Below are 22161 nucleotides of genomic sequence, written 5' to 3' on the forward strand. Positions count from 1 at the left end.
GCCGCGGCCTCAGGTCAGCGCGCGGTCCGGGTGTGCACGTACTCCACCAGGCGGGTCAGCGCGTCCGGGTCGGTGTCCGGCAGCACGCCGTGGCCGAGGTTGAAGACGTGTCCCTCCAGCCCGGCCGCCGCGGCCAGGACCTCGTCCGTCTTCGCCTCCACCGCCTCGCGCGGCGCGAAGAGCACGGCCGGGTCGAGGTTGCCCTGGAGCGCCTTGCCGGGTCCCACCCGGCGGGCGGCCTCGTCCAGCGGCACCCGCCAGTCGACGCCCACCACGTCCGCGCCGGCCTCGCCGAGCAGCGGCAGGAGTTCGCCGGTGCCGACGCCGAAGTGGATGCGCGGCACGCCGTAGGAGGCCACCGCGTCGAAGACCTTCGCCGAGGCGGGCATGACGCTGCGCCGGTAGTCGGCGGGGGCCAGCGCGCCGACCCAGGAGTCGAAGAGCTGCACGGCCGAGGCGCCCGCCTCGATCTGCACCTTGAGGAAGCCGGCGGTGATCTCCGCGAGGCGGTCCAGCAGGTCGGCCCAGAGCTGCGGGTCGCCGTACATCAGCGCCTTGGTGTGCTCGTGGTTGCGCGAGGGCCCGCCCTCGACCAGGTAGCTGGCGAGGGTGAAGGGGGCGCCCGCGAAGCCGATGAGCGGGGTGGAGCCCAGCTCCCGGGTGAGCATGGAGATGGCCTCGGTGACGTACGCCACATCGCCCGGCTCGAGCGGGCGCAGCCGCTCCAGGTCGGCGCGGCTGCGGATCGGCTGGGCGACGACCGGACCGACGCCGGGCTTGATGTCCAGGTCGACGCCGATGGCCTTGAGCGGCACCACGATGTCGCTGAAGTAGATCGCGGCGTCGACGCCGTGGCGGCGCACCGGCTGGAGGGTGATCTCGGTGACCAGCTCGGGGAGCATGCAGGATTCGAGCATCGCGGTGCCCTCGCGGACCTTGCGGTACTCCGGGAGCGAGCGCCCGGCCTGGCGCATGAACCACACCGGGGTGTGCGGCACGGGCTCGCGCCGGCAGGCCCGCAGGAAGGCGGAATCCTGGACTGACGAAGCCGCCGCGCGGCCGGTCTGCTGCTGGCCCGTCGGCCGGTCGGAGACGCTCATGCCCTAAATCTTCGCACGGGCCGAACGAGTGACCCGACAACCCGGGTGTCCCTACCTCGTTGCGCGGGTTCGAACGCCTAGTCTTCCGGGCATGGCAGCGGCTCAGGGACACCTTGCGGACGGTGCGGACAGCACTGATGGTCAGGACAGCGCCCCGTTGGCCTTCCGGCACGCGGTCGCCGGATTGCGCGGCGCGCGGCCGCGGGCCGAGGTGGAGATCGACGCCACCGCGCCGCCGCGGCGGCTGGCGCCGTACGCGTACGCGCTGGAGGCGGTCGTCGCCGTCGACGGGGACGACGCGGACGAGGGGGGCGAGGAGGAGCTGGCGGAGGGCCGGCTGATCCTGCTGCACGACCCGGCGGGGCACGACGCCTGGCGCGGCACCTTCCGGCTGGTCACCCTCGTGCACGCCGATCTGGAGCCGGAGATGGCGGCGGACCCACTGCTGCCCGAGGTGTGCTGGACCTGGCTGACCGGGGCGCTCCAGGCGCGCGGCGTGGCGTACGGCGAGCCGAGCGGCACGGTGACACTGGCGAGCTCGCACCACTTCGGCGGGCTCGGGGACCGGGAGCCGTCCACCCGGATCGAGATCCGGGCGTCGTGGACCCCGGACGACAGCGCGGGCGTGCCGGACACCGGGGCGCACCTCGCGGCCTGGTGCGATCTGCTGTGCCAGATCGCGGGCCTGCCGCCGGCGGGTGGCGACCCGGGGGTCGTCCCGCTGCCGCAGCGGCGCGGGCCCCGGCCGCGCTGACGAAAGCCCACCGACCGGGCCGCCCGGCCGCACGGACGTCCCTGGCCGCACGGACGCCCCCGACCCCGCGGGCACCCCGCCCGCACGGGTCGATCAGCCGTCTGAATTGTCCGAATTGTTACTCACTCGTTCGTGATCATTCCCTAAAGCCGGGCGAGGGGGGTGCCGAAGGACCTCATGACCGTCCCCACCCAACTCCCTTCAGGAGGCCTGGTGTCTGTTCTCCTTGAGCAACCTTCCAGCCTGGTCGCCTACCGCCCGAACAAGCCGACGGCCATGGTCGTCGTCGCCGACCCCCGCGTCCGTTCCACCGTCACCCGTCACCTGTGGGCCCTCGGCGTGCGCGATGTCATCGAGGCATCGTCCATCGCGGAGGCCCGTCCCCGCATCGGCAACCCGCGCGACATCTGCGTCGCCGACGTCCACCTCCCCGACGGCTCGGGGCTCACCCTGCTGTCCGAGACCCGCGCCGCGGGCTGGCCCAACGGCCTGGCCCTCTCCGCCGCCGACGACATCGGCGCGGTACGCAACGCCCTGGCCGGCGGCGTCAAGGGATACGTCGTCACCGGGACCCGCACCAACCTGGGGCTCCCCGGCCGCCCGGGAGCCGCCCCCATCGGCGCCGCCGCGGCCCGGCTGCACCGGCGCCCGCCGGGCGCGCCCGGTCACCCCGGCGGCTTCCGCGAGCTGTCCGGTCGCGAGGTCGAGGTGCTGCGGCTGGTGGCGGAGGGCCAGTCCAACAAGGCCATCGGCGTCTCGATGGGCCTGTCGGCACTCACCGTCAAGAGCCACCTGGCGCGGATCGCCCGCAAGCTCGGCACCGGCGACCGGGCCGGCATGGTCGCGGTGGCGCTGCGCACCGGCATCATCCACTGACGGCCCATCCGCGCTTCTTCTCACTCCTTCGCACCTTCTCCCCCCTCCCTCCCCCTCCCCCGCTTCTCCCCCCTTTCTCCGCCCTTCCTCCTCCCCAGACCCCCACTCCCTCTCCCTCCCCCACCGCTGATCCCTCCGATTCCCCCGATTCCCCCCACCGAGCCCACCCGGCTTCCCCGCTGCCACGCCCGTCGACGGACGTTCCGTCGGCGGGCGCCCTGCATCCGGCACGCACACAGATACCCTTGACTGGTGACCGACGCCCAAGAGACCGCAGCTAAGACGACACTGCGCACCACCGGGGGCGGCCCCCCGGACGACGTCGAAACGGCGCCGATCCCCCTGTTGGAGCCCCGCGAGGGCATCCCCCCGGTGGTCGCCGACCCGGCGGCGCTGGATGGCGTCGTGGCCGCCTTCGCCGCCGGCCACGGGCCCGTCGCGGTCGACGCCGAGCGGGCCTCCGGCTACCGGTACGGGCAGCGGGCCTACCTGGTCCAGCTGCGCCGCGCCGGGGCGGGCACCGCGCTGATCGACCCCGTCGGCTGCCCCGACCTGTCCGCGCTCGGCGCGGCCCTCGGCGACGCCGAGTGGGTGCTGCACGCCGCCACCCAGGACCTGCCCTGCCTGCGCGACATAGGCATGGTGCCGGACCGGATCTTCGACACCGAGCTGGCCGGCCGGCTGGCCGGGTTCGCCCGGGTCGGCCTCGGCGCCATGGTCGAGAACGTCCTCGGCTACGCCCTGGAGAAGGGGCACTCCGCGGTCGACTGGTCCACCCGTCCGCTGCCCGAGCCGTGGCTGCGCTATGCCGCGCTCGACGTCGAGCTGCTGGTGGACCTGCGGGACGCCCTGGAGGAGGAGCTGACCGGCCAGGGCAAGCTGGAGTGGGCGCGCCAGGAGTTCGCGGCCATCGCCGCGGCCCCGCCGGCCCAGCCGCGCAAGGACCCCTGGCGGCGCACCTCGGGGATGCACAAGGTCCGCCGCCGCCGGCAGCTGGCCGTGGTGCGGGAGCTGTGGACCACCCGCGACCGGATCGCCCAGCGCCGCGACGTCTCCCCCGGCAAGGTGCTCAGCGACGCCGCGATCGTGGAGGCGGCACTGGCGCTGCCGTCCACCACCAACGCGCTCGCCGCGCTGAACGGCTTCGGGCACCGCACCGGCCGCCGCCAGCTGGAACAGTGGCAGGCCGCGGTCGACCGGGCGCGCGCCCTGCCGGAGACCGAGCTTCCGCAGCCGGGCCAGCCGGTCACCGGCCCGCCGCCGCCCCGCGCCTGGGCGGACAAGGACCCGGCCGCCGCGGCCCGGTTGTCGGTGGCCCGGTCGGCGGTGTCCGCGCACGCCGAGCGGCTGGGCATGCCGCAGGAGAACCTCATCGCCCCGGACACGGTGCGCCGGCTGTGCTGGGAGCCGCCCGCCGAGCTGACGCGGGAACAGGTGTCGGCGGTGCTGGCCGGCCATGGCGCCCGCCCCTGGCAGATCGAGCAGGTCGCGGAGATCCTCACCGCCGCGCTGACGGCGACCACCGCCTGACGCGACGCGCGTCGACGCTCCCTTGCCACCTCCCCGCGGACCGGCGTCCGGAGGGGGGCGGCCGGGCGCGGCCTGCCTGTTACCGGCGGTACGGGCGCCGGATCGTGTGACCTTCGCCGCTCCCGCGCGGAAGGCTGTGCAGCTTGGTTACCCACAAGTAGCATGACCCCTGTCGGCGCGCCGAACGCGTGCCCGCAGCAGTGCCACCCCGCACCTGGAGGAGAGCCAACGTGCCTCGTACCGCTAGGGACGTCGTCTTCGTCGACGGCGTCCGGACCCCATTCGGCAAGGCGGGCCCGAAGGGCATCTACCACGAGACCCGCGCCGACGATCTGGTCGTCAAGTGCATCCGGGAGCTGCTGCGCCGCAACCCGGACCTGGACCCGGCCCGCATCGACGAGGTGGCCATCGCCGCCACCACGCAGATCGGTGACCAGGGCCTGACCCTGGGCCGCACCGCCGGCATCCTGGCCGGCCTGCCGCAGTCGGTGCCCGGCTACTCCATCGACCGCATGTGTGCCGGCGCGATGACCGCCGTGACCACCACCGCGGGCTCCATCGCCTTCGGCGCGTACGACATCGTCGTCGCGGGCGGCGTCGAGCACATGGGCCGTCACCCGATGGGCGAGGGCGTCGACCCCAACCCGCGCTTCGTGTCGGAGAAGCTGGTCGACGAGTCCGCCCTGTTCATGGGCATGACGGCGGAGAACCTGCACGACCGCCTCCCGCACATCACCAAGCAGCGCGCCGACGAGTACGCCGTGCGCTCGCAGGAGAAGGCCGCCAAGGCGTACGCCGACGGCAAGATCCAGCAGGACCTGGTGCCGATCGCCATCCGCCGCACCAGCCCCGAGGCCGGCGAGACCGGCTGGGGTCTGGCCACCGCCGACGAGCCGATGCGCCCGGGCACCACGCTGGAGAACCTGGCGACCCTGAAGACCCCGTTCCGCCCGCACGGCCGGGTCACCGCGGGCAACGCCGCCGGTCTCAACGACGGCGCCACCGCCTCGCTGGTCGCCGCCGAGGACGTGGCCCGCGAGCTGGGCCTGCCGGTCCGGATGCGTCTGGTGAGCTACGCCTTCGCCGGCGTCGAGCCGGAGGTCATGGGCTACGGCCCGGTGCCCTCGACCCAGAAGGCGCTGGCCAAGGCGGGTCTGTCCATCGAGGACATCGGCCTGTTCGAGGTCAACGAGGCGTTCGCCGTCCAGGTGCTCTCCTTCCTCGACCACTTCGGCATCGCCGACGACGACCAGCGCGTCAACCAGTACGGCGGCGCGATCGCCTTCGGTCACCCGCTGGCCTCCTCCGGCGTGCGTCTGATGACGCAGCTGGCGCGGCAGTTCGAGGAGCAGCCGCACGTCCGCTACGGCCTGACGACCATGTGCATCGGCTTCGGCATGGGCGGCACCGTGATCTGGGAGAACCCGCACTTCGACGGAGGCAACAAGTGAGCACCACCGCTGAACTCCTGAAGGGCGCCGCCGAGCTGTTCCCGGACGAGGTCGTCACCCAGGCGCACGTCCGCCACCTCGACCTCCCGGGTGCGGGCCGCTTCGCGCTCATCACCCTGGACAACGGCTTCGACCACACCAAGCCGACCACCTTCGGCCCGCAGTCGCTGGCGAACCTCAACACCGCCATCGACCAGGTCGAGAAGGAGGCCGCCGAGGGCTCCATCGTCGGTGTCGGCCTCACCGGCAAGCCGTTCATCTTCGCGGTCGGCGCCGACCTCAAGGGCGTCGAGCTGCTGAAGAAGCACGAGGAGGCCCTGGCCATCGGCAAGGGCGGCCACGACGTCTTCAAGCGGCTGTCCGGTCTGGCCGTGCCGACCTTCGCGTACTACAACGGCGCGGCCATGGGCGGCGGTGTCGAGGTCGGCCTGCACTGCACCTACCGCACTGTCTCCAAGGCGCTGCCGGCCTTCTCGCTCCCCGAGGTCTTCCTCGGCCTGGTGCCGGGCTGGGGCGGCTGCGCGCTGCTGCCGAACCTGATCGGCGCCGACCGCGCGGTCACCGTCATCATCGAGAACTCGCTCAACCAGAACAAGCAGCTCAAGGGCGAGCAGGTCTTCAAGCTCGGGATCGCGGACGCGCTCTTCGAGGGCGCGGACTTCCTGGAGCAGTCGCTGCTGTGGACCGCGTCCGTCCTCAAGGGCGAGACCGAGGTCGTGCGGGCCGAGGTCGACCGCGGTGAGGCATGGGACCAGGCCGTCGAGCGCGGCCGGGCCGTCGCCGACTCCAAGGTGCACGGCGCGGCCCCGGCCGCCTACCGGGCCCTGGACATCATCGCGGCCGCCAAGAACGGCGACCTGCGCCAGGGCTTCGACGCCGAGGACCAGGCGCTGGCGGACCTGATCATGGGCGGCGAACTGCGCAGCGGCATCTACGCCTTCAACCTGGTGCAGAAGCGCGGCAAGCGCCCGGCCGGTGCGCCGGACAAGTCGCTGGCCCGCCCGGTCAGCAAGGTCGGCGTCGTCGGCGCGGGCCTGATGGCCTCTCAGCTGGCGCTGCTCTTCCTCCGCCGCCTCGAGGTGCCGGTCGTGCTGACCGACATCGACCAGGAGCGCGTCGACAAGGGTGTGGGCTACGTCCACGGCGAGATCGACAAGCTGCTGCTCAAGGGCCGGATCAACCAGGACAAGGCCAACCGCCTCAAGGCCGCGGTGACCGGCTCGCTCGACAAGGCCGCCGCCTTCGGCGACGCGGACTTCGTCATCGAGGCCGTCTTCGAGGAGATGGGCGTCAAGCAGAAGGTGTTCGCCGAGGTCGAGGCGGTCGTGCCGGAGCACACCATCCTGGCCACCAACACCTCCTCGCTGTCCGTCACCGAGATGGCCTCGAAGCTCAAGCACCCCGAGCGGGTCGTCGGCTTCCACTTCTTCAACCCGGTCGCGATCCTCCCGCTGCTGGAGATCGTGCGCGGCGAGCGGACCGACGACGCCTCGCTGGCCACCGCCTTCGCCGTCGCCAAGAAGCTGAAGAAGACCGGTGTGCTGGTCAAGGACGCCCCGGCGTTCGTGGTCAACCGGATCCTGACCCGCTTCATGGGCGAGATCCAGAACGTCATCGACGAGGGCACCTCGGTCGAGGTCGCGGAGAAGGCCGTCGAGCCGCTCGGCCTGCCGATGTCCCCGCTGGTGCTGCTGGAGCTGGTCGGCCCGGCCATCGGCCTGCACGTCTCCGAGACGCTGCACGGCGCGTTCCCGGACCGCTTCAAGGTCTCCGAGAACCTCGCCGCGGTCGTCAAGGCCGGCAAGCGCGGCTTCTACGTCTACGACTCCGGCAAGCCGGAGCTGGACCCGGAGGTCGCCGCGCTGCTCAAGCAGGGCGATGTCCAGCTGACCGAGGAGCAGGTGCGCGAGCGGGTGCTGGACGCCGTCGCGCAGGAGATCGGCCTGATGCTGGACGAGGGCGTCGTCGCCGAGGCGCAGGACATCGACCTGTGCCTGATCACCGGCGCCGGCTGGCCCTTCCACCTGGGCGGCATCACGCCGTACCTGGACCGTGAGGGCGTCTCGGAGCGGGCGATCGGGAAGAAGTTCCTGGCTCCGGGCGTGGCCAGCGTCCCGGCGTAACCGCGAGGCGTAGCCGGTCTTCGTGGGGGCTCCGCCCCCACACCCGGGGTCCTCAAGCGCCGGACGGGCTGGATTTTCCAGCGCGTCCGGCGCTTTGCCATGTCGGATCGTAGGTTCAGACCGTGTGCCAGGCGTCGAGCGCGAGGCCCGGCTCGCTGGTCTTCTGGCGGGCGATCCGCAGCTCGCCGCCCGGTCCGAGCGCTGCGAGCACCACGCGCCCGAGACCGTCCAGCGCCAGCGCCGGATTGCTGAGCCCCGGCTCGCCGGTGGGCGTCCACCACACCCCGGCCGCCTCGTTCTGGGCGGGGCAGGCGGCGACGGAGAGCCGTCCGGTGCCCGGTTCGCGCTGCGCGAGGACGGTGCACTCATGGCCGTCCACCGGGGCCTGGAGGAGGGCGACGGGGCCACTGCCCCCGGCGCCCCCGAGGGATATCGGCTCGGCGCCCTCCCCCGCGCGGTAGGCCAGCACCTCACCGCCGGCCGCGTCCCGCCAGAAGTGGGTGAGCGTGTCCGGGCCGGTCTCGATCGCGGCGGCGGAGCCCGGCTGCGGGTCGACCGGCAGGTCCTCGCCGCGCTTGAGCCCGCCGCCCGGCTCCGTCATGTACCAGCGCAGCGCCCCGCCCTTGGTCGGCGCGAGGAACTCCACCCGGCCCTCCCGGGTCGCGGCGGCGGACAGCCCGTCGGTGACGTCCTGACCCTTGAAGTCCACCCAGCCGCTCCACTTGCCCTTGGCGTCCTGCCGCCGCGCGCTGATACCGCCCCCGGCGTTTCGCACGAAGACGTGCACCGCGCCGTCCAGGCCGGTGACGGTGGCCACGACGGTGACGCGGCGGGCCTTGCGCCAGTCCTTGGGGTGCGGCGTGCCGAGGGAGTGCCATGCCGTGGTGGGCCTGCCGGTCTGGAACTGGGTGGCGTGCACCACGTCGACGTCGACCCGGTCGCCCTCGCCCTGCCGCTGCCGCAGGCCCATCAGATGGACGTAGCCGTCCGCTCCCTGGCCGATGGAGCAGGCGGTCAGGCCGGGCAGCCGCAGCAGCTCGGGCCCGCTCCACTCCGGGCCGCCCGGGCGGGCCTCCGTCCAGCGGTTGATGCCGCCTGCCGTCGGCGCGTAGGCCGTGAGCCTGTCGTCCTTGCCGCGCAGCAACCGCAAGACCATGGTTCGCCGACAACCTTCCCTCGCGTGATGTAAGACAACACCATTTTGCCTTCCTGCCTCGGCGTGCCGAGTGGCCACCCGTCGACTGACCCGTCATGATGCCCCGCGCCCCGCCCGCCCTGCCCTGTCATGTCCCGCGCTGCCCTGCCCTGTCCGCCCGGCACCGTCCGCCCCGTACCGCCCGGTGCGGCAGGGTGGGGACATGAAGGCTCTTGTGGTGGTGGACGCGGCGAACGTGGTCGGCTCGGTGCCGGACGGCTGGTGGCGGGACCGGCACGGCGCGGCGGAGCGGCTGCGGGACCGGCTCGCGCCGTACGCGGAGCACGGCCTGCCGGCGGGCCCCGGTCTGCCGGAGTGGGCCGTCCGGTGCTCGGTGGAGCTGGTGCTGGTCGTCGAGGGCGCGGCGCGCGGGGTCGACCCGGTGGACGGGGTGCGGGTGGTGGCGGCCGACGGCAGTGGGGACGACCGGATCGTGGTGGAGGTGGCCGGGCGGGAACCGGGACGGCCCTGTTTGGTGGTGACGGCCGACCGGGAGCTGCGGGCCCGGGTCACCGCCCGGGGCGCCGAGGTCGCCGGCCCGCGCGCGGTGCGCTGACGGCGGCGCCAGCCGGGGCGACCGGCGGTGCCGGCCCGGGCCGGCGCGGCGTCAGAACCGTTCGAGTCGGTCAGTGGTGGCGCTCATCCGGCTGTGCGACCGCCCGTAGAGGAAGTAGACGACGAAGCCGATGGCCATCCAGACCCCGAACCGCACCCAGGTCTCGGACGGCAGATTGAGCATCAGCCAGGTCGACGCGGCGACCGAGACGATCGGCAGTACCGGCACCCAGGGGGTGCGGAAGGCGCGGGGCAGATCGGGGCGGGTGCGACGCAGGATCAGCACGCCGATCGCGACGACCACGAAGGCGAAGAGGGTGCCGATGTTCACCAGCTCCGCCAGCTCCTCGAGACTGGTGAAGCCCGCGACGATGGAGATGATCCCGCCGAGCAGCACGGTGGAGCGGTAGGGGGTGGCGAAGCGCGGATGCACCTTGGAGAAGAAGCGGGGCAGCAGCCCGTCCCGGCTCATCGCGAAGAACACCCGGGTCTGCCCCAGCAGCAGGATCATGCAGACCGTGATCAGGCCGACTGCGGCGCCGAAGCTGATGAGCCCCGCGTACCAGGGGTGCCCGGTTGCCTTGAACGCGTCCGCCAGCGGCGCGTCCACGCTCAGCTTGGTGTACTTCTGCATGCCGGTGACCACGATCGTCACCGCGACGTACAGGGTGGTGCAGATGAAGAGGGAGCCGAGGATGCCGCGCGGCATGTCGCGCTGCGGGTTCCTGGTCTCCTCGGCGGCGGTCGCCACCACGTCGAAGCCGATGAAGGCGAAGAAGACCACGGCGGCGGCGGTGAAGATGCCCTGGACGCCGAAGTTGGTGGGTTCGTAGCCGAAGATGACCTGGATCAGGGGTGCGGTGAGGCCGGACTCCGACTCCCGTCCCTGCGCCTTGGGGATGAAGGGGTCCCAGTTGTCGGTGTGGATGAAGAAGGCCCCGGCGATGATCACGATCAGCACCACGGTCACCTTGATCGCCACCACGACGCTGGTGATGCGGGCGGAGAGCTTCATGCCCAGCACCAGGATCCCGGTCAGCAGCAGGACCAGCAGGAAGGCGAGCAGGTCGAAGCCGACCCCGTCGACCTTGTCGGGTCCTTCCAGGGCGTCCGGTAGGTGCCATCCGGCGTTGTCCAGCAGATTGCGCACATATCCGGACCAGCCCACCGCCACCACGGCGGTGCCCAGCGCGAACTCCAGGATCAGGTCCCAGCCGATGATCCAGGCGGGCAGCTCGCCGATCGAGGCGTACGAGAAGGTGTAGGCCGACCCGGCCACCGGGACCGTGGAGGCGAACTCGGCGTAGCACAGGGCCGCCAGGGCGCAGACGACACCGGCCGCGGTGAAAGCGAGCGCGGTCGCCGGGCCCGCCTGGTTCCTCGCCGCGGTCCCAGTGAGCACGAAGATCCCGGTGCCGATGATGACACCGACACCGAAGACGGTGAGGTCTAGAGCGGACAGCGATCTGCTGAGCGCGTGGTCCGGCTCCTCGGTGTCCTGGATGGACTGCTCGATCGACTTGGTCCGGAAGTAGTTCCCGGACTTACGGACGCTCGGTTCCCTGGTGCTCACCCGTGCTCCTCACACTTGCCCGTCCGCGCCATGCTTCTCGTCGCGCGGCGGCAGCGGCGGATGCACGCTCGGCCGACTGCGTGTTTCATCCGATCGGAGGCCGCGGCCGGGTAAGCCACTGGGCCGGTCGGCGCACCCGTCACAAGCGTGCGTGAGGGTGCGCCGACCGGCCCAGGACGGCGGGTGTGTTCCGCGTCAGTCGCGGGCGGGCTCCGCGGCGGGCTGCTCGGCGGCGGCTCCCCCGGTCGAACGGAGCTGCGACTGCGGGAGGCCGTCGATCCGGGCGACCAGGCCGGTCACCTGGCGGGCGATGTCCGGTGCGGTGAGCCCGATCTCGGCCATCACCTCCTTGCGGGAGGCGTGGTCGAGGAAGCGCGGCGGGATGCCGAAGTCGCGCAGCGGGACGTCCACGCCCGCGTCGCGCAGCGTCTGGGCGACGGCCGAGCCGACTCCGCCGACGCGGATGTTGTCCTCGACGGTGACCACGACCCGGTGGCGCGCTGCCAGCGGGACCAGCGCCTCGTCGACCGGCTTGACCCAGCGCGGGTCGACCACGGTGGTGGAGATGCCCTGCTTGTCGAGGAGGTCGGCGATCTCCAGGCACATCGGGGCCAGGGCGCCGACCGACACCAGCAGCACGTCCGGGCGCTGGGTGCCGGGGTCGCGCAGCACGTCCATGCCGCCGACGCGGCCGACGGCCCGCACCGCCGGGCCGACCGCGCCCTTGGAGTAACGCACCACGGTGGGCGCGTCGGTGACCTCGACAGCCTCGCGCAGCTGGGCGCGGACCTGGTTGGCGTCGCGCGGGGCGGCGATCCGCAGGCCGGGGACGACCTGGAGGATGGACATGTCCCACATGCCGTTGTGCGAGGCGCCGTCGGTGCCGGTGATCCCGGCCCGGTCCAGGACGAAGGTCACGCCGCACTTGTGCAGGGCCACGTCCATCAGCACCTGGTCGAAGGCGCGGTTGAGGAAGGTGGCGTACACGGCGACGACTGGGTGCAGCCCGCCGGTGGCCAGGCCGGCGGCGGAGACGGCGGCGTGCTGCTCGGCGATGCCCACGTCCCAGACCCGGTCCGGGAAGCGCTTGGCGAACTTCTCCAGCCCGACCGGCTGGAGCATGGCCGCGGTGATCGCGACGATGTCCTCGCGCTCCTCGCCGAGCTTGACCATCTCCTCGCCGAAGACCGAGGTCCAGTCGGCGCCGGAGGCGGCGATCGGCAGCCCGGTGTCGGGGTGGATCTTGCCGACGGCGTGGAAGCGGTCGGCCTCGTCCTGGAGGGCGGGCTGGTAGCCGCGGCCCTTCTCGGTGAGGCAGTGCACGATGACCGGGCCGTTGAAGCGCTTGGCGCGCTGCAGGGCGGATTCCAGGGCCTCGATGTCGTGTCCGTCGATCGGGCCGACGTACTTCAGGCCCAGGTCCTCGAACATGCCCTGCGGGGCGATGAAGTCCTTCAGCCCCTTCTTGGCGCCGTGCAGGGTCTCGTAGAGCGGCTTGCCGACGACCGGGGTGCGCTCCAGGATGTCCTTGCCGCGGGCCAGGAAGCGCTCGTAGCCGTCGGTGGTGCGCAGCGTGGCGAGGTGGTTGGCCAGGCCGCCGATGGTCGGCGCGTAGGAGCGCTCGTTGTCGTTGACCACGATGACCAGCGGGCGGTCCTTGGCCGCGGCGATGTTGTTCAGCGCCTCCCAGGCCATGCCGCCGGTCAGCGCGCCGTCACCGATGACCGCGGCGACGCGGTGGTCGCGGTGGCCCAGCAGCTCGTTGGCCTTGGCGATGCCCTCGGCCCAGCCCAGCACCGTGGAGGCGTGGCTGTTCTCGATGACGTCGTGCTCGGACTCGGCGCGCGAGGGGTAGCCGGACAGGCCGCCCTTGCCCTTGAGGTTGGTGAAGTCCTGCCGCCCGGTGAGCAGCTTGTGCACGTAGGACTGGTGCCCGGTGTCGAAGAGCACCTTGTCCTTGGGGCTGTGGAAGACGCGGTGCAGGGCGATGGTGAGCTCGACCACGCCGAGGTTGGGTCCGAGGTGGCCGCCGGTCTTGGAGACTTCTTCGACGAGGAAGGTACGGATCTCCGCCGCCAGCCGGTTCAGCTGTCCCGGGGTGAGGCGGTCCAGATCACGCGGTCCCCTGATGCCAGTCAGCAGCACCCGTGCCTCCTTGCTTCGAGCTTGCTGTTCAGCTCGCTGTCGAGTCGAGCCTTGCGGTCCGACGAGTCTAATGTTCCGCCCGTCCCTTGGGTGAGCGGGCCACGGTGACGCACCGGTGCCCGGCACCGTCACGGGAAACGGTGCCGGGCACGATCGCGCGCGTGCGCGGTGCGGGGATGTCCTCCGGTCAGCCGCGTCCGGAGGAGCGCTGGGTCCGCCGGGAGACGGAGTCGATCACCACGGCGGCCAGCAGCACACCGCCGGTGATCATGTTCTGCACGGAGCCGGAGATGCCCAGCAGCGAGATGCCCGAGGCGAGCGAGCCGATCACCAGCATGCCCAGCAGCGCGGACCACACGTTGCCGCGCCCGCCGAAGAGGCTGGTGCCGCCGATGACGGCGGCCGCGATGGCCTCCATCAGCAGGGTGCCGGTGCCGGCGGCGCTGTCGGCGGAGGTCAGCCGGGACGCGATGATCAGGCCGCCGGCCGCGGCCATCAGGCCGGAGAGCGCGAAGACCGAGATCCGTACCAGGTCGACGTTGATGCCGGCCCGGCGGGCGGCCTCGACGTTGCCGCCGAGCGCGAAGACCTTGCGCCCGTAGGAGGTGCGGCGCAGCACGAAGTCGAAGAAGACCAGCACCAGCAGGAAGATCACCAGTGCCAGCGGCAGCCCCATGTACTCGTTGAGCTTCCAGGCCGCGGCGAAGGCCAGCACGGCCAGCACGGCGGTGCGCAGCAGGATGTCGGTCAGCGGCCGGGACGGGATACCGGCAGCCTTGCGGCGCTTCCGGTCCAGCAGCTGCGCGAGGAGGAACACGCCCACCGTGACGCCGGCGACGCCGTAGGCGGCGGCGATCTGGCTGAAGTAGTGGTTGGTCAGGTAGGCGACGAGGCCGTCCTCGTCCAGGTTGATGGAGCCGGTGGTGCCCAGCACCTGCTGCTTGAGGCCCTCCCAGCCGAGCAGACCGGCCAGCGTGACGACGAACGCCGGAACGCCGATCTTGGCGAAGAAGAAGCCGTGCAGCGCGCCGATCGCCGCGCCGGTGGCCAGCGCGATGAGCACGGCCAGGCCCTCCGGCACCCCTTCGTTGACGCTCAGCACCGCCACGACGGCGGCGGACAGTCCGCTGACCGAGCCGACGGACAGATCGATCTCGCCGAGCAGCAGGACGAAGACGATGCCGACCGAGATCAGGCCCGTGCCCACCAGGAGGATGGACAGGTCGGACAGGTTCTTCGGGGAGAGGAACGCGTCGTCCTTCCACTGGAAGACCGCCCAGATGACGGCGAGGCCGACCACGACCGGCAGGGAACCGAGCTCTCCGCTGCGTATCTTGCGGCCGAACTCCCGCAGGTAGCCCCCGAGACCCTCCTGGCGGACCAGCAGCCGCGGGTCGACCGCGCTGACAGCGCCCGGGGCGGCGGGCTCGGCGTTCACGGGACCGTCTCCCGGGGTGTTGTGCTTGCTGATGTCAGTGGTCACTTTCCGGCCTCCGCGGTGCGCGCCCTGCGGCGGGTCACGGCGTTGTCCGTGGCGCCGGTGATGGCGGAGATGATCTCTTCCTGAGAAGTGGTCCGGACATCGAAGATGCCGTTGTTGCGGCCCAGGCGCAGCACCGCGACGGTGTCCGCGACGGCCTTGACGTCCGCCATGTTGTGGCTGATGAGGATCACCGCGTGGCCGCGGTCGCGGAGCCGCTCGATCAGGTCGAGGACCTGGGCGGTCTGCTCGACGCCGAGGGCGGCGGTCGGCTCGTCCAGGATCACCAGCTTGGGCTCGCCGAGCATGGAACGGGCGATGGCCACGGTCTGCCGCTGACCGCCGGAGAGCGCGGCGATGGGGATCCGGACGCTGGGGATGCGGATCGAGAGGGTGTCGAGCAGCTCGCGGGAGCGGCGCTCCATCTCGACCTCGTCCAGGACACCGGCGCGCTGGATCTCCCGGCCAAGGAAGAGGTTGCCGACGACGTCGATGTTGTCGCAGAGCGCGAGGTCCTGGTAGACGGTCGCGATGCCCAGCGCCTGGGCGTCATGGGGGCGGTTCACCTGGACCGCGCGCCCGCACCACTCGATGACGCCGTCGTCGGCGGGGCCGACTCCGGCGATCGTCTTGACGAGGGTGGACTTGCCGGCGCCGTTGTCGCCGACCAGGGCGACCACCTCACCGGCGTGGACCTCCAGGTGTACGTCGGTGAGCGCTTGAACGGCGCCGAAGCGCTTGGAGATCCCGCGCAACGCCAGTACGGGTTCGTTCGGCACGATGGCCATCTCCGATCTAGGGCAGGGGGTGACCCTGCGGATCGCGGAGGAGAACAGTGAAACGTTCCCTCTCCGGGAGCTGATTCAACACGGGCCCGCCGCTGGTGGAGGGCGGGCCGGGCACCGGAAGGGGCGCCGGGCGCCCGGTCGGGGCGGCCCAGGAACCCCGGACTCCGTCCGGGGCCGGGGATCCCCCGGCGGAGCCAGGGGGGGGAGGGCCCCTCGGGGTGGGCCGGCCGCCGACTAGCGGCGGCCGCCCCTATCCGGTCAGTGGTCCGCGCGCGCCGCCCCGGCGGGCGGCGCGGCAGGTCACTTCAGGCCCGCCGCCTTGCAGGCGGCCTCGTACTTGGCCGTGCAGATCTGGTCGACCTTCCACAGCCCGTCCTTGACGACCGTGGACTTGACGTTGTCCTTGGTCAGCGCGATCGGCGTGATCAGCGTGGACGGAATGCCCTTCTTGGTGGGGCTGTCGACGGTGGCGGAGGCGTCCGGCGCCTCGCCGTGGCCCAGCGCGATGGCCATCTCGGCGGCGGCCACGGCCTCCGGCTCGTACGGCTTGTAGACGCTCATGTACTGGTCGCCGGTGAGGACACGCTGGACGCCCGCGAGTTCGGCGTCCTGGCCGGTGACCGGGGGCAGCGGGTCGAAGCCGCCGCTCTTGAGCGCGGAGATGGCGGCGCCGGCCATGGTGTCGTTGGCCGAGTAGACGCCGACGATCTTGTCCTTGCCGAGCGAGGAGATGGCACCGGTCATGCTCTCGTTGGCCTTCACCGGCAGCCAGCGGTCCACGTCGTAGCTCTTGCCGACCTTGACCTTGCCGTCGAGGACGGAGAGGGCGCCCTTCTTGAACAGGGCCGCGTTGGGGTCGGCCTCCCAGCCGTTGAGCATGACGATCTCGCCGTCGTCGGCGGAGTCGCCCAGCGCCTCGAGCAGCGCCTTGCCCTGGACCTTGCCGACCTCTTCGTTGTCGAAGGAGGTGTAGGCGGAGACCGGGCCCTCGGCGAGCCGGTCGTAGGCGACGACCGGGATGCCCGCCTTGTCGGCCTTCCTGACCGAGCCGGCGATGGACTTGGAGTCCACGGCGTCCAGGATGATCACGTCCACCTTCTTGGTGATCATCGAGTCGACCTGGCGCTGCTGGGCGGAGATCTCGGACTTGGCGTTGACGTACAGCACCTTGCAGTCCGCGCAGAGGGCCTTGATGTGCTTGGTGATCAAGGGCCGGTCGAAGTTCTCGTAGCGCGCGGTCTGGTCCTCCGGAAGGAGCAGGCCGATGGTGAGCGGCCCGGTCTTCTTCTTCTCGGATCTCTGGCCGCCGTCGGCTTCCTTCGCCGTGCCGCAGGCGGCGAGCGACGCCGCCATGGCCGCAGCGGCCGTGGCTATGGCGACGCGACGCATCATTGCGTTCATGTTGGGGGTGACCTCCCTGACGAGGCCGCGTCCTTGCGGCCGAGGTGGCTGGAAGTCAACTCGGCCGCCACCTTGGCGTCAAGAAGTAAATCCTTAACGAGATGGCAACGGTGCCATTCGTTATCTGTCTGAACTCAGCGTGTTGCCGAAGCCCCGATGTCAGCTCAGAACCGGAGCCGCGGCCGGCAACGGCGCGTCCAGCAGCGTGGAGTCGCCCATCTCGCTGAGCACCAGGGCGATCGCGCCCAGCACCTCCGCGCGGCCGCCGAGCGCCCCCGGCATCACCGACAGCCGGCGCGCCGCGCTGGGGATGGCGTACCGGGCCACCGACTCGCGGATGGGGTTGAGCACCAGGTCACCGGCCTCGGCGAGATGGCCGCCGAGCACCACCCGGCTCGGGTTGAGCAGATTGCAGAGGTTGGCCACCCCGCTGCCGATGTGCCGGCCCACGTCCCCGACCACCCGGCGGCAGCCGGGGTCGCCGTCCCGCGCGAGCTGCACCATGCGCTCCACCGTCAGATCCGCGCCGTGGCTGGAGTGCAGCAGCGGCAGCACGTACCGGGCCGCGGTGAAGGTCTCCAGGCAGCCGCGGTTGCCGCAGCGGCACACCGGCCCGGACTCGTCCAGCGTGATGTGCCCGATCTCCCCCGCGGTGCCGCCGGGGCCGCGGTAGATCTGCCCGCTGATCACCAGCCCGGCGCCGACACCGCTGGCGACCTTGATGTACGCCAGGTCGGCGACGCCCTGGCCGGCGCCCCAGACCAGCTCGCCGAGGGCGCCGAGGTTGGCGTCGTTGTCCACGTGCACCGGGACGCCGAGCCGGGCCGCGAGCTCGTCCCGCGGGTTGGTACCCGCCCAGCCCGGCAGGATCGCGGTCGAGCCGAGCACACCGGTCTCCACGTCGATCGGGCCCGGCACGCCGAGGCCGACCCCGATCACCTTCCCCGGGCTGATGCCGGTGCCCGCGATCAGGCGGTTGACCAGCTGTTCCGCCCGGTCCAGACCCTGCGCGGCGGAGGCGTCCACATCCAGCGGCTCGGCCTCTTCGGCGATCACCTGATGGGCCAGATTGCCGATCGCCACCCGCAGGTGGGTGTGGCCGAAGTCCACGCCGACCACGATGCCCGCGTCCCCGCTGAGCGAGACGCTGCGGGCCCGGCGGCCGCCGGCGGAGGTCGGGGTGACCTCGACCGTCCCGCCGTCCTTGAGCTCCCGGACGATGTTGGAGACGGTCGCCGCGGACAGCCCGGTGCTCCGGGCGATCTCCGCCTGGGTCAGCGATCCCGCCATGCGCACCGCGCGCACGACCCGCTCAAGGTTGGCCCGGTGCAGCGATGACTGCGATCCCGGAGTCTCCACGCCCATCCACTCCCGCCTCGGCGCACGGCACGACGACCGCCCACCGGCCGGGCCACAACGACGGGGCCCGGCGATGTCTCCAACATGTGAACTCTAAGTCGAGCTGGCACGGTTGTCCTCCGTCAAGCCCTTGACCGACTCTGCCCCACCGGGGCCCGGCCGTCACCGCACGTGAGAAACGACACAGCGGCGGCACCGGGCCGAGGAGGCCGGTGCCGCCGCCGCGGGCGACGTGTTCAGATGTTCGCTTTTCCCCTCCGGGCTACTTCAGCGCGCCGGCGGTCAGGCCCGCCTGGACCTGCCGCTGGAAGACGATGTAGACGCCGAGGACCGGCAGCATCGCGAGCACCAGTCCGGCGAAGAGCGCGGACCAGTCGCCCTTGTACTGCTGGCTGGCGGCCAGCTGCACCAGGCCTTGGGTGAGGACCCGCTTGTCCTCGTCGGTGTTGAGCACCGTGGGCAGCATGTACTGGTTCCACTGGCCGAGGAAGTTGAAGATCCCGACGCTGATCAGCCCCGGCTTCGCCATCGGCAGCATGACCTGGAAGAAGGTCCGGGTCTGCGAGGCGCCGTCGAGCATCGCCGCCTCCGCCACCGAGGTGGGCAGCGTCTTGAAGAAGGAGGTGAGGAAGAAGACGGTGAACGGCAGCGAGTAGGCGATGTAGACCAGGATCAGCCCATGGAAGGTGTTGAGCAGGCTCATGTTCTTCATCACGAAGAACAGCGGCACCAGCGCCAGGATGATCGGGAAGCTCATCCCCCCGACGAAGGTGAAGTAGACGACCTTCTTGCCCGGGAAGTCGAACCGGGCCAGCACGTACGCCGCCATCGAGCCCAGCAGCATCGTGCCGACCAGCGAGCAGCCGACCACCAGCACGGTGTTGAGGAAGAACTCGTCGATGTTCGACTTGCCCCAGGCCCGGGACCAGTTGTCGAAGTGCAGGCTGGAGGGCAGCCCCCAGGGCGAGGTGAAGATCTCCTTGTCGGTCTTGAGCGAGCTCATCACCGCCCACAGCAGCGGCAGGGTGACCAGCAGGCCCCAGATCAGCAGCACGCCGTGCGAGAAGACGTTCAGCACCCGGCCCTCGCCGCCGGGGCGAGCCTGCGGCCGCCCGGCCCGCGGCGGCGGCGCGACCGGGCCGGGGACGGCGGGCGGCTCCTCCAGCTTGGCGACGTTCCCGAGCTCCGAGGGCTCTGCTTGCGCGGTCACGGTGCTCCCCTCAGGTCGGGTGCGGTGCTGCTCCGGGCGGCGGTCGCGCCGCGGTGCGCTTCGATGGTCGCCATCAGTACTCCAGCCGCTCGCGGCGGCCCAGCCGCGACACGATGACCGCGAAGATCAGGGTGACGACGAGCATCGCGACGCCGATCGCGGTGGCGCGGCCGGCCTGCCCGTCGCGGAAGGTCTTGGTGTAGACGTAGTAGCCCAGCACCTCGGTGGAGTCGGCCGGACCGCCCGGGCCCACCGTCATGATCTGGACCACGGCGAAGGCGTCGAGCGCGATGATGCCCATGTAGATCCAGCCGGTCTGCACGGTGTCCCACAGCAGCGGCAGGGTGATCCGGAAGAAGGTGTTGAAGCGGTTGGCGCCGTCCAGCAGCGCCGCCTCGTAGAAGTCCTTCGGGATGGAGCTCATGCCCGCGGAGAAGAGCACCACGTAGAAGCCGACGTTGCTCCACACCATCACGGCCATGACGCACCACAGCGCCAGGTCCGGGTCGCCCAGCCACAGCTGTTTCCAGGAGTCGAGCCCGACCGCCTCAAGTGCCGAGTTGATGGCACCGCTGCGCGCGTTGTAGGTGAACTGGAAAAGCAGCGCGACGATCGCGATGGAGAGCACCTGCGGGAAGAAATAGACGATCTTGTAGAGGTGCGACCCGCGGACGCCGGAGACCGCCGCGTCCTTTCTGCGGCGGCCGCCGACATTGAGCATGAAGGCGAAGAAGAGGCCGAGTCCGAGCGTCACCAGCGGCAGCACGAGCAGCAGCAGGATGTTGTGCCCGACCGCTTTCCAGAACAGGTCGTCGTGGAGGAGCCAGTCGTAGTTCTTGAATCCGACCATCTTGTAGTCCGAACTCAGACCGGTCCAGTCCGTGAACGAATAGTAGATGGCCTGGACGAATGGCGAGATCACGAAGATCGCGTAAATCGCCAGGGGCGCGATCAGGAAGCCGACGACGAACCCGTATTTCCGGTACCACCTGACGAAGCGGCCAGGGGCGTGCCGCGTTCCCGTCCGGTCCCGATCTTCTCGCGCGGCTGACACCGCCGGGGTGACATCGCTCTTCATCAGGCGTGCCGGTAGTGCGTGACGCTGTCGTCCTTGGCCGTGTCGTCGGCGAACTTCTGGATCTTCTTGATCGCCTCCGCCGGCGTCATCCGGCCCGCCATCATCTCGCCGAGCGCGCCGATCCCGATCTGCTGCTTGTTCAGCGCGACGTACCAGTCCTGGATGCGCGGGTTGACGATGTTCTTGCCGGCCTTCTCCAGCAGCTGCTGCGCGGAGGTCAGGCCCGGGCCGAGGGTGAGTCCCTCGGTGCCGCCGTTGAACGAGGTCAGCGAGGACACCTGCTTGATGAAGTTCCGGGACGACTTCTGCCCCAGCATGATGCGCAGCAGCTCCATACCGCCCTGCGGGTTCCGGGCTGCCCTGGGCACGATGAAGGGCTCGCCGCCGGAGGCCCAGATGGTGCCGTAGGGCATCTTGTCGCCCTTGTCCAGGCTGGGCGGGGCGCCCACCGCCATCTGGAAGTCGTCCGGCGTGATCTTGCTCGACTCGTTCTCCACCCAGGAGCCGTTGGGGATGAACAGCGCCTTGCCCTGGGTCCAGTCGGTCTGCGCCTCGGTGTGGCTCTGGCTCGGGGTGCCCTCGAGGATGTAGCCCTTCCGGTAGAGCTCGTAGTACGCCTCGAAGGCGGCCTTGACGGCCGGGTGCTTCCAGGCGTTCGGCTCCAGGTTGTCGATGGCGTTCAGGACCTCGACGCCGCCGATCTTGGCGATGAAGGGGTAGAGGCTGAACGGCAGGTAGTACGGGAACTTGCCCGGGTAGGTCCAGCCGGCGATGCCCTTCTTCTTCGCCGCGGCGCACAGCGCCAGCATCTCGTCCCAGGTCTCGGGGTACTCCCAGTCGTTCTTCCGCAGCGCGGTCTCGGAGTACCAGATGCCGTAGACGGTGTAGGCGTAGTAGAGGACCCAGACCGGCTTGCCGTCGAACTGGCCCATCTCGACCACCCCGGGACGCAGCGTCTCACGCACCGTCTTGCCCGGGTCGTCGATGGACGGCGCGTCCAGCAGCGGGGTGAGGTCGGTCAGCTGCTTCTTGCCGACCAGGGTGCCGAAGTCCATCTGCTCGGCGCCGGAGTTGTCGATGAGGTCCGGCGGAGTACCGCCGTTGAAGCGAGGCTGAAGGGTGGTCTGGATCTTCTGGGTGGCCGAGTGCTTGACCTTGCCCGCGGTCTTCGGATACGCCTTCTCGAACTCCTTTTCGGCATCCTTGGCGTACTGCTGCCCGAAGCCACCATCGAAGATGACGACGTCGATACCGGCACTCTCATTGACGGCGAGCGGGTTCTTGTCGGTCTTCTTCCCCTTGTCGACCTTGTCTCCGTCGCTGTCTCCGCCACTCGCGCACGCGGACAGCAGGCCGACGGAGGGCACGGTGATCAATCCGAGGGCCGCGGACCGCTTGATCAGGTCACGGCGGCCGAAATCTGAGGTGGATCCCATGCTCAAGTCCTCGCCTTCGTCAGTGCTCAGACGGTGACCGGTCTCCCGTGCTTGTCTCGCCACCGGCGAGGGGCCCGACACCGCGTGTCAGTTGGAGCTCGAAACTG

The 22161-nt window shown here is 71.0% G+C and carries 17 protein-coding genes; 6 read left to right on the plus strand and 11 right to left on the minus strand.

Annotation, left to right across the window (positions count from 1 at the left end; all coding sequences use genetic code 11):
• Nucleotides 1–14 precede the first annotated feature (14 nt).
• Nucleotides 15–1100, minus strand: coding sequence for a uroporphyrinogen decarboxylase (hemE, locus tag AC4BDD_RS06095; protein ID WP_490689936.1), 1086 nt, complete (start codon nt 1098–1100; stop codon nt 15–17).
• 91 nt (nt 1101–1191) lie between these two features.
• Between hemE and AC4BDD_RS06100 the strand changes: the two genes are divergently transcribed.
• The 5 genes from AC4BDD_RS06100 to AC4BDD_RS06120 all read left to right on the plus strand — a co-directional run bounded on the left by AC4BDD_RS06100 (nt 1192) and on the right by AC4BDD_RS06120 (nt 7834).
• Nucleotides 1192–1854: a DUF3000 domain-containing protein gene (locus tag AC4BDD_RS06100; protein ID WP_490689937.1), complete on the plus strand. Its 663-nt coding sequence runs from the start codon at nt 1192–1194 to the stop codon at nt 1852–1854.
• Between the two features lie 213 nt (nt 1855–2067).
• Complete coding sequence (locus AC4BDD_RS06105; protein ID WP_490689938.1) at nt 2068–2730, plus strand: LuxR C-terminal-related transcriptional regulator; 663 nt, start codon at nt 2068–2070, stop codon at nt 2728–2730.
• Between the two features lie 252 nt (nt 2731–2982).
• Nucleotides 2983–4260: an HRDC domain-containing protein gene (locus AC4BDD_RS06110; RefSeq protein ID WP_490689939.1), complete on the plus strand. Its 1278-nt coding sequence runs from the start codon at nt 2983–2985 to the stop codon at nt 4258–4260.
• A gap of 230 nt (nt 4261–4490) precedes the next feature.
• On the plus strand, nt 4491–5711 hold the full coding sequence (locus AC4BDD_RS06115) for a thiolase family protein (RefSeq protein ID WP_490689940.1): 1221 nt from the start codon (nt 4491–4493) through the stop codon (nt 5709–5711).
• Nucleotides 5708–7834 carry a 3-hydroxyacyl-CoA dehydrogenase NAD-binding domain-containing protein gene (locus tag AC4BDD_RS06120; protein WP_490689941.1) on the plus strand — a complete coding sequence of 709 codons (2127 nt, stop codon included), beginning with the start codon at nt 5708–5710 and terminating at the stop codon, nt 7832–7834. Before AC4BDD_RS06115 ends, AC4BDD_RS06120 begins: the two co-directional genes overlap by 4 nt.
• A gap of 115 nt (nt 7835–7949) precedes the next feature.
• Here AC4BDD_RS06120 and AC4BDD_RS06125 read toward each other — a convergent pair whose 3' ends face one another.
• Complete coding sequence (locus AC4BDD_RS06125) at nt 7950–8990, minus strand: PLL family lectin (RefSeq protein WP_490689942.1); 1041 nt, start codon at nt 8988–8990, stop codon at nt 7950–7952.
• 202 nt (nt 8991–9192) lie between these two features.
• On the opposite strand from AC4BDD_RS06125, the gene AC4BDD_RS06130 reads away from it, so the two are divergent.
• The gene (locus AC4BDD_RS06130) at nt 9193–9585 is read left to right on the plus strand and encodes an NTP pyrophosphohydrolase (RefSeq protein WP_490689943.1); all 393 of its coding nucleotides are present in this window, start codon (nt 9193–9195) and stop codon (nt 9583–9585) included.
• Nucleotides 9586–9636: 51 nt separating this feature from the next.
• Here AC4BDD_RS06130 and AC4BDD_RS06135 read toward each other — a convergent pair whose 3' ends face one another.
• From AC4BDD_RS06135 to ngcE, 9 genes are all read right to left on the minus strand, one after another.
• Nucleotides 9637–11157: an amino acid permease gene (locus tag AC4BDD_RS06135; protein WP_490689944.1), complete on the minus strand. Its 1521-nt coding sequence runs from the start codon at nt 11155–11157 to the stop codon at nt 9637–9639.
• A gap of 195 nt (nt 11158–11352) precedes the next feature.
• Nucleotides 11353–13302 (minus strand): 1-deoxy-D-xylulose-5-phosphate synthase, encoded by a 1950-nt coding sequence (dxs, locus tag AC4BDD_RS06140; RefSeq protein WP_490689945.1) that lies wholly within the window; start codon nt 13300–13302, stop codon nt 11353–11355.
• 187 nt (nt 13303–13489) lie between these two features.
• The gene (locus AC4BDD_RS06145) at nt 13490–14785 is read right to left on the minus strand and encodes a sugar ABC transporter permease (protein ID WP_490689946.1); all 1296 of its coding nucleotides are present in this window, start codon (nt 14783–14785) and stop codon (nt 13490–13492) included.
• Nucleotides 14782–15570, minus strand: coding sequence for an ATP-binding cassette domain-containing protein (locus tag AC4BDD_RS06150; RefSeq protein WP_490689947.1), 789 nt, complete (start codon nt 15568–15570; stop codon nt 14782–14784). The genes AC4BDD_RS06145 and AC4BDD_RS06150 overlap by 4 nt, the downstream gene beginning before the upstream one ends.
• A gap of 300 nt (nt 15571–15870) precedes the next feature.
• Nucleotides 15871–16971: a substrate-binding domain-containing protein gene (locus AC4BDD_RS06155; RefSeq protein WP_490689948.1), complete on the minus strand. Its 1101-nt coding sequence runs from the start codon at nt 16969–16971 to the stop codon at nt 15871–15873.
• 159 nt (nt 16972–17130) lie between these two features.
• Complete coding sequence (locus tag AC4BDD_RS06160; RefSeq protein WP_490689949.1) at nt 17131–18330, minus strand: ROK family transcriptional regulator; 1200 nt, start codon at nt 18328–18330, stop codon at nt 17131–17133.
• Nucleotides 18331–18592: 262 nt separating this feature from the next.
• The gene (locus AC4BDD_RS06165; RefSeq protein WP_490689950.1) at nt 18593–19540 is read right to left on the minus strand and encodes a carbohydrate ABC transporter permease; all 948 of its coding nucleotides are present in this window, start codon (nt 19538–19540) and stop codon (nt 18593–18595) included.
• A 73-nt stretch (nt 19541–19613) separates the two neighbouring features.
• Nucleotides 19614–20618 carry a carbohydrate ABC transporter permease gene (locus tag AC4BDD_RS06170; protein ID WP_490689951.1) on the minus strand — a complete coding sequence of 335 codons (1005 nt, stop codon included), beginning with the start codon at nt 20616–20618 and terminating at the stop codon, nt 19614–19616.
• Nucleotides 20618–22054: an N-acetylglucosamine/diacetylchitobiose ABC transporter substrate-binding protein gene (ngcE, locus tag AC4BDD_RS06175; RefSeq protein ID WP_490689952.1), complete on the minus strand. Its 1437-nt coding sequence runs from the start codon at nt 22052–22054 to the stop codon at nt 20618–20620. Before ngcE ends, AC4BDD_RS06170 begins: the two co-directional genes overlap by 1 nt.
• Between the last annotated feature and the right edge of the window lie 107 nt (nt 22055–22161).

This window comes from Streptomyces sp. JLBT605, assembly GCF_058215555.1.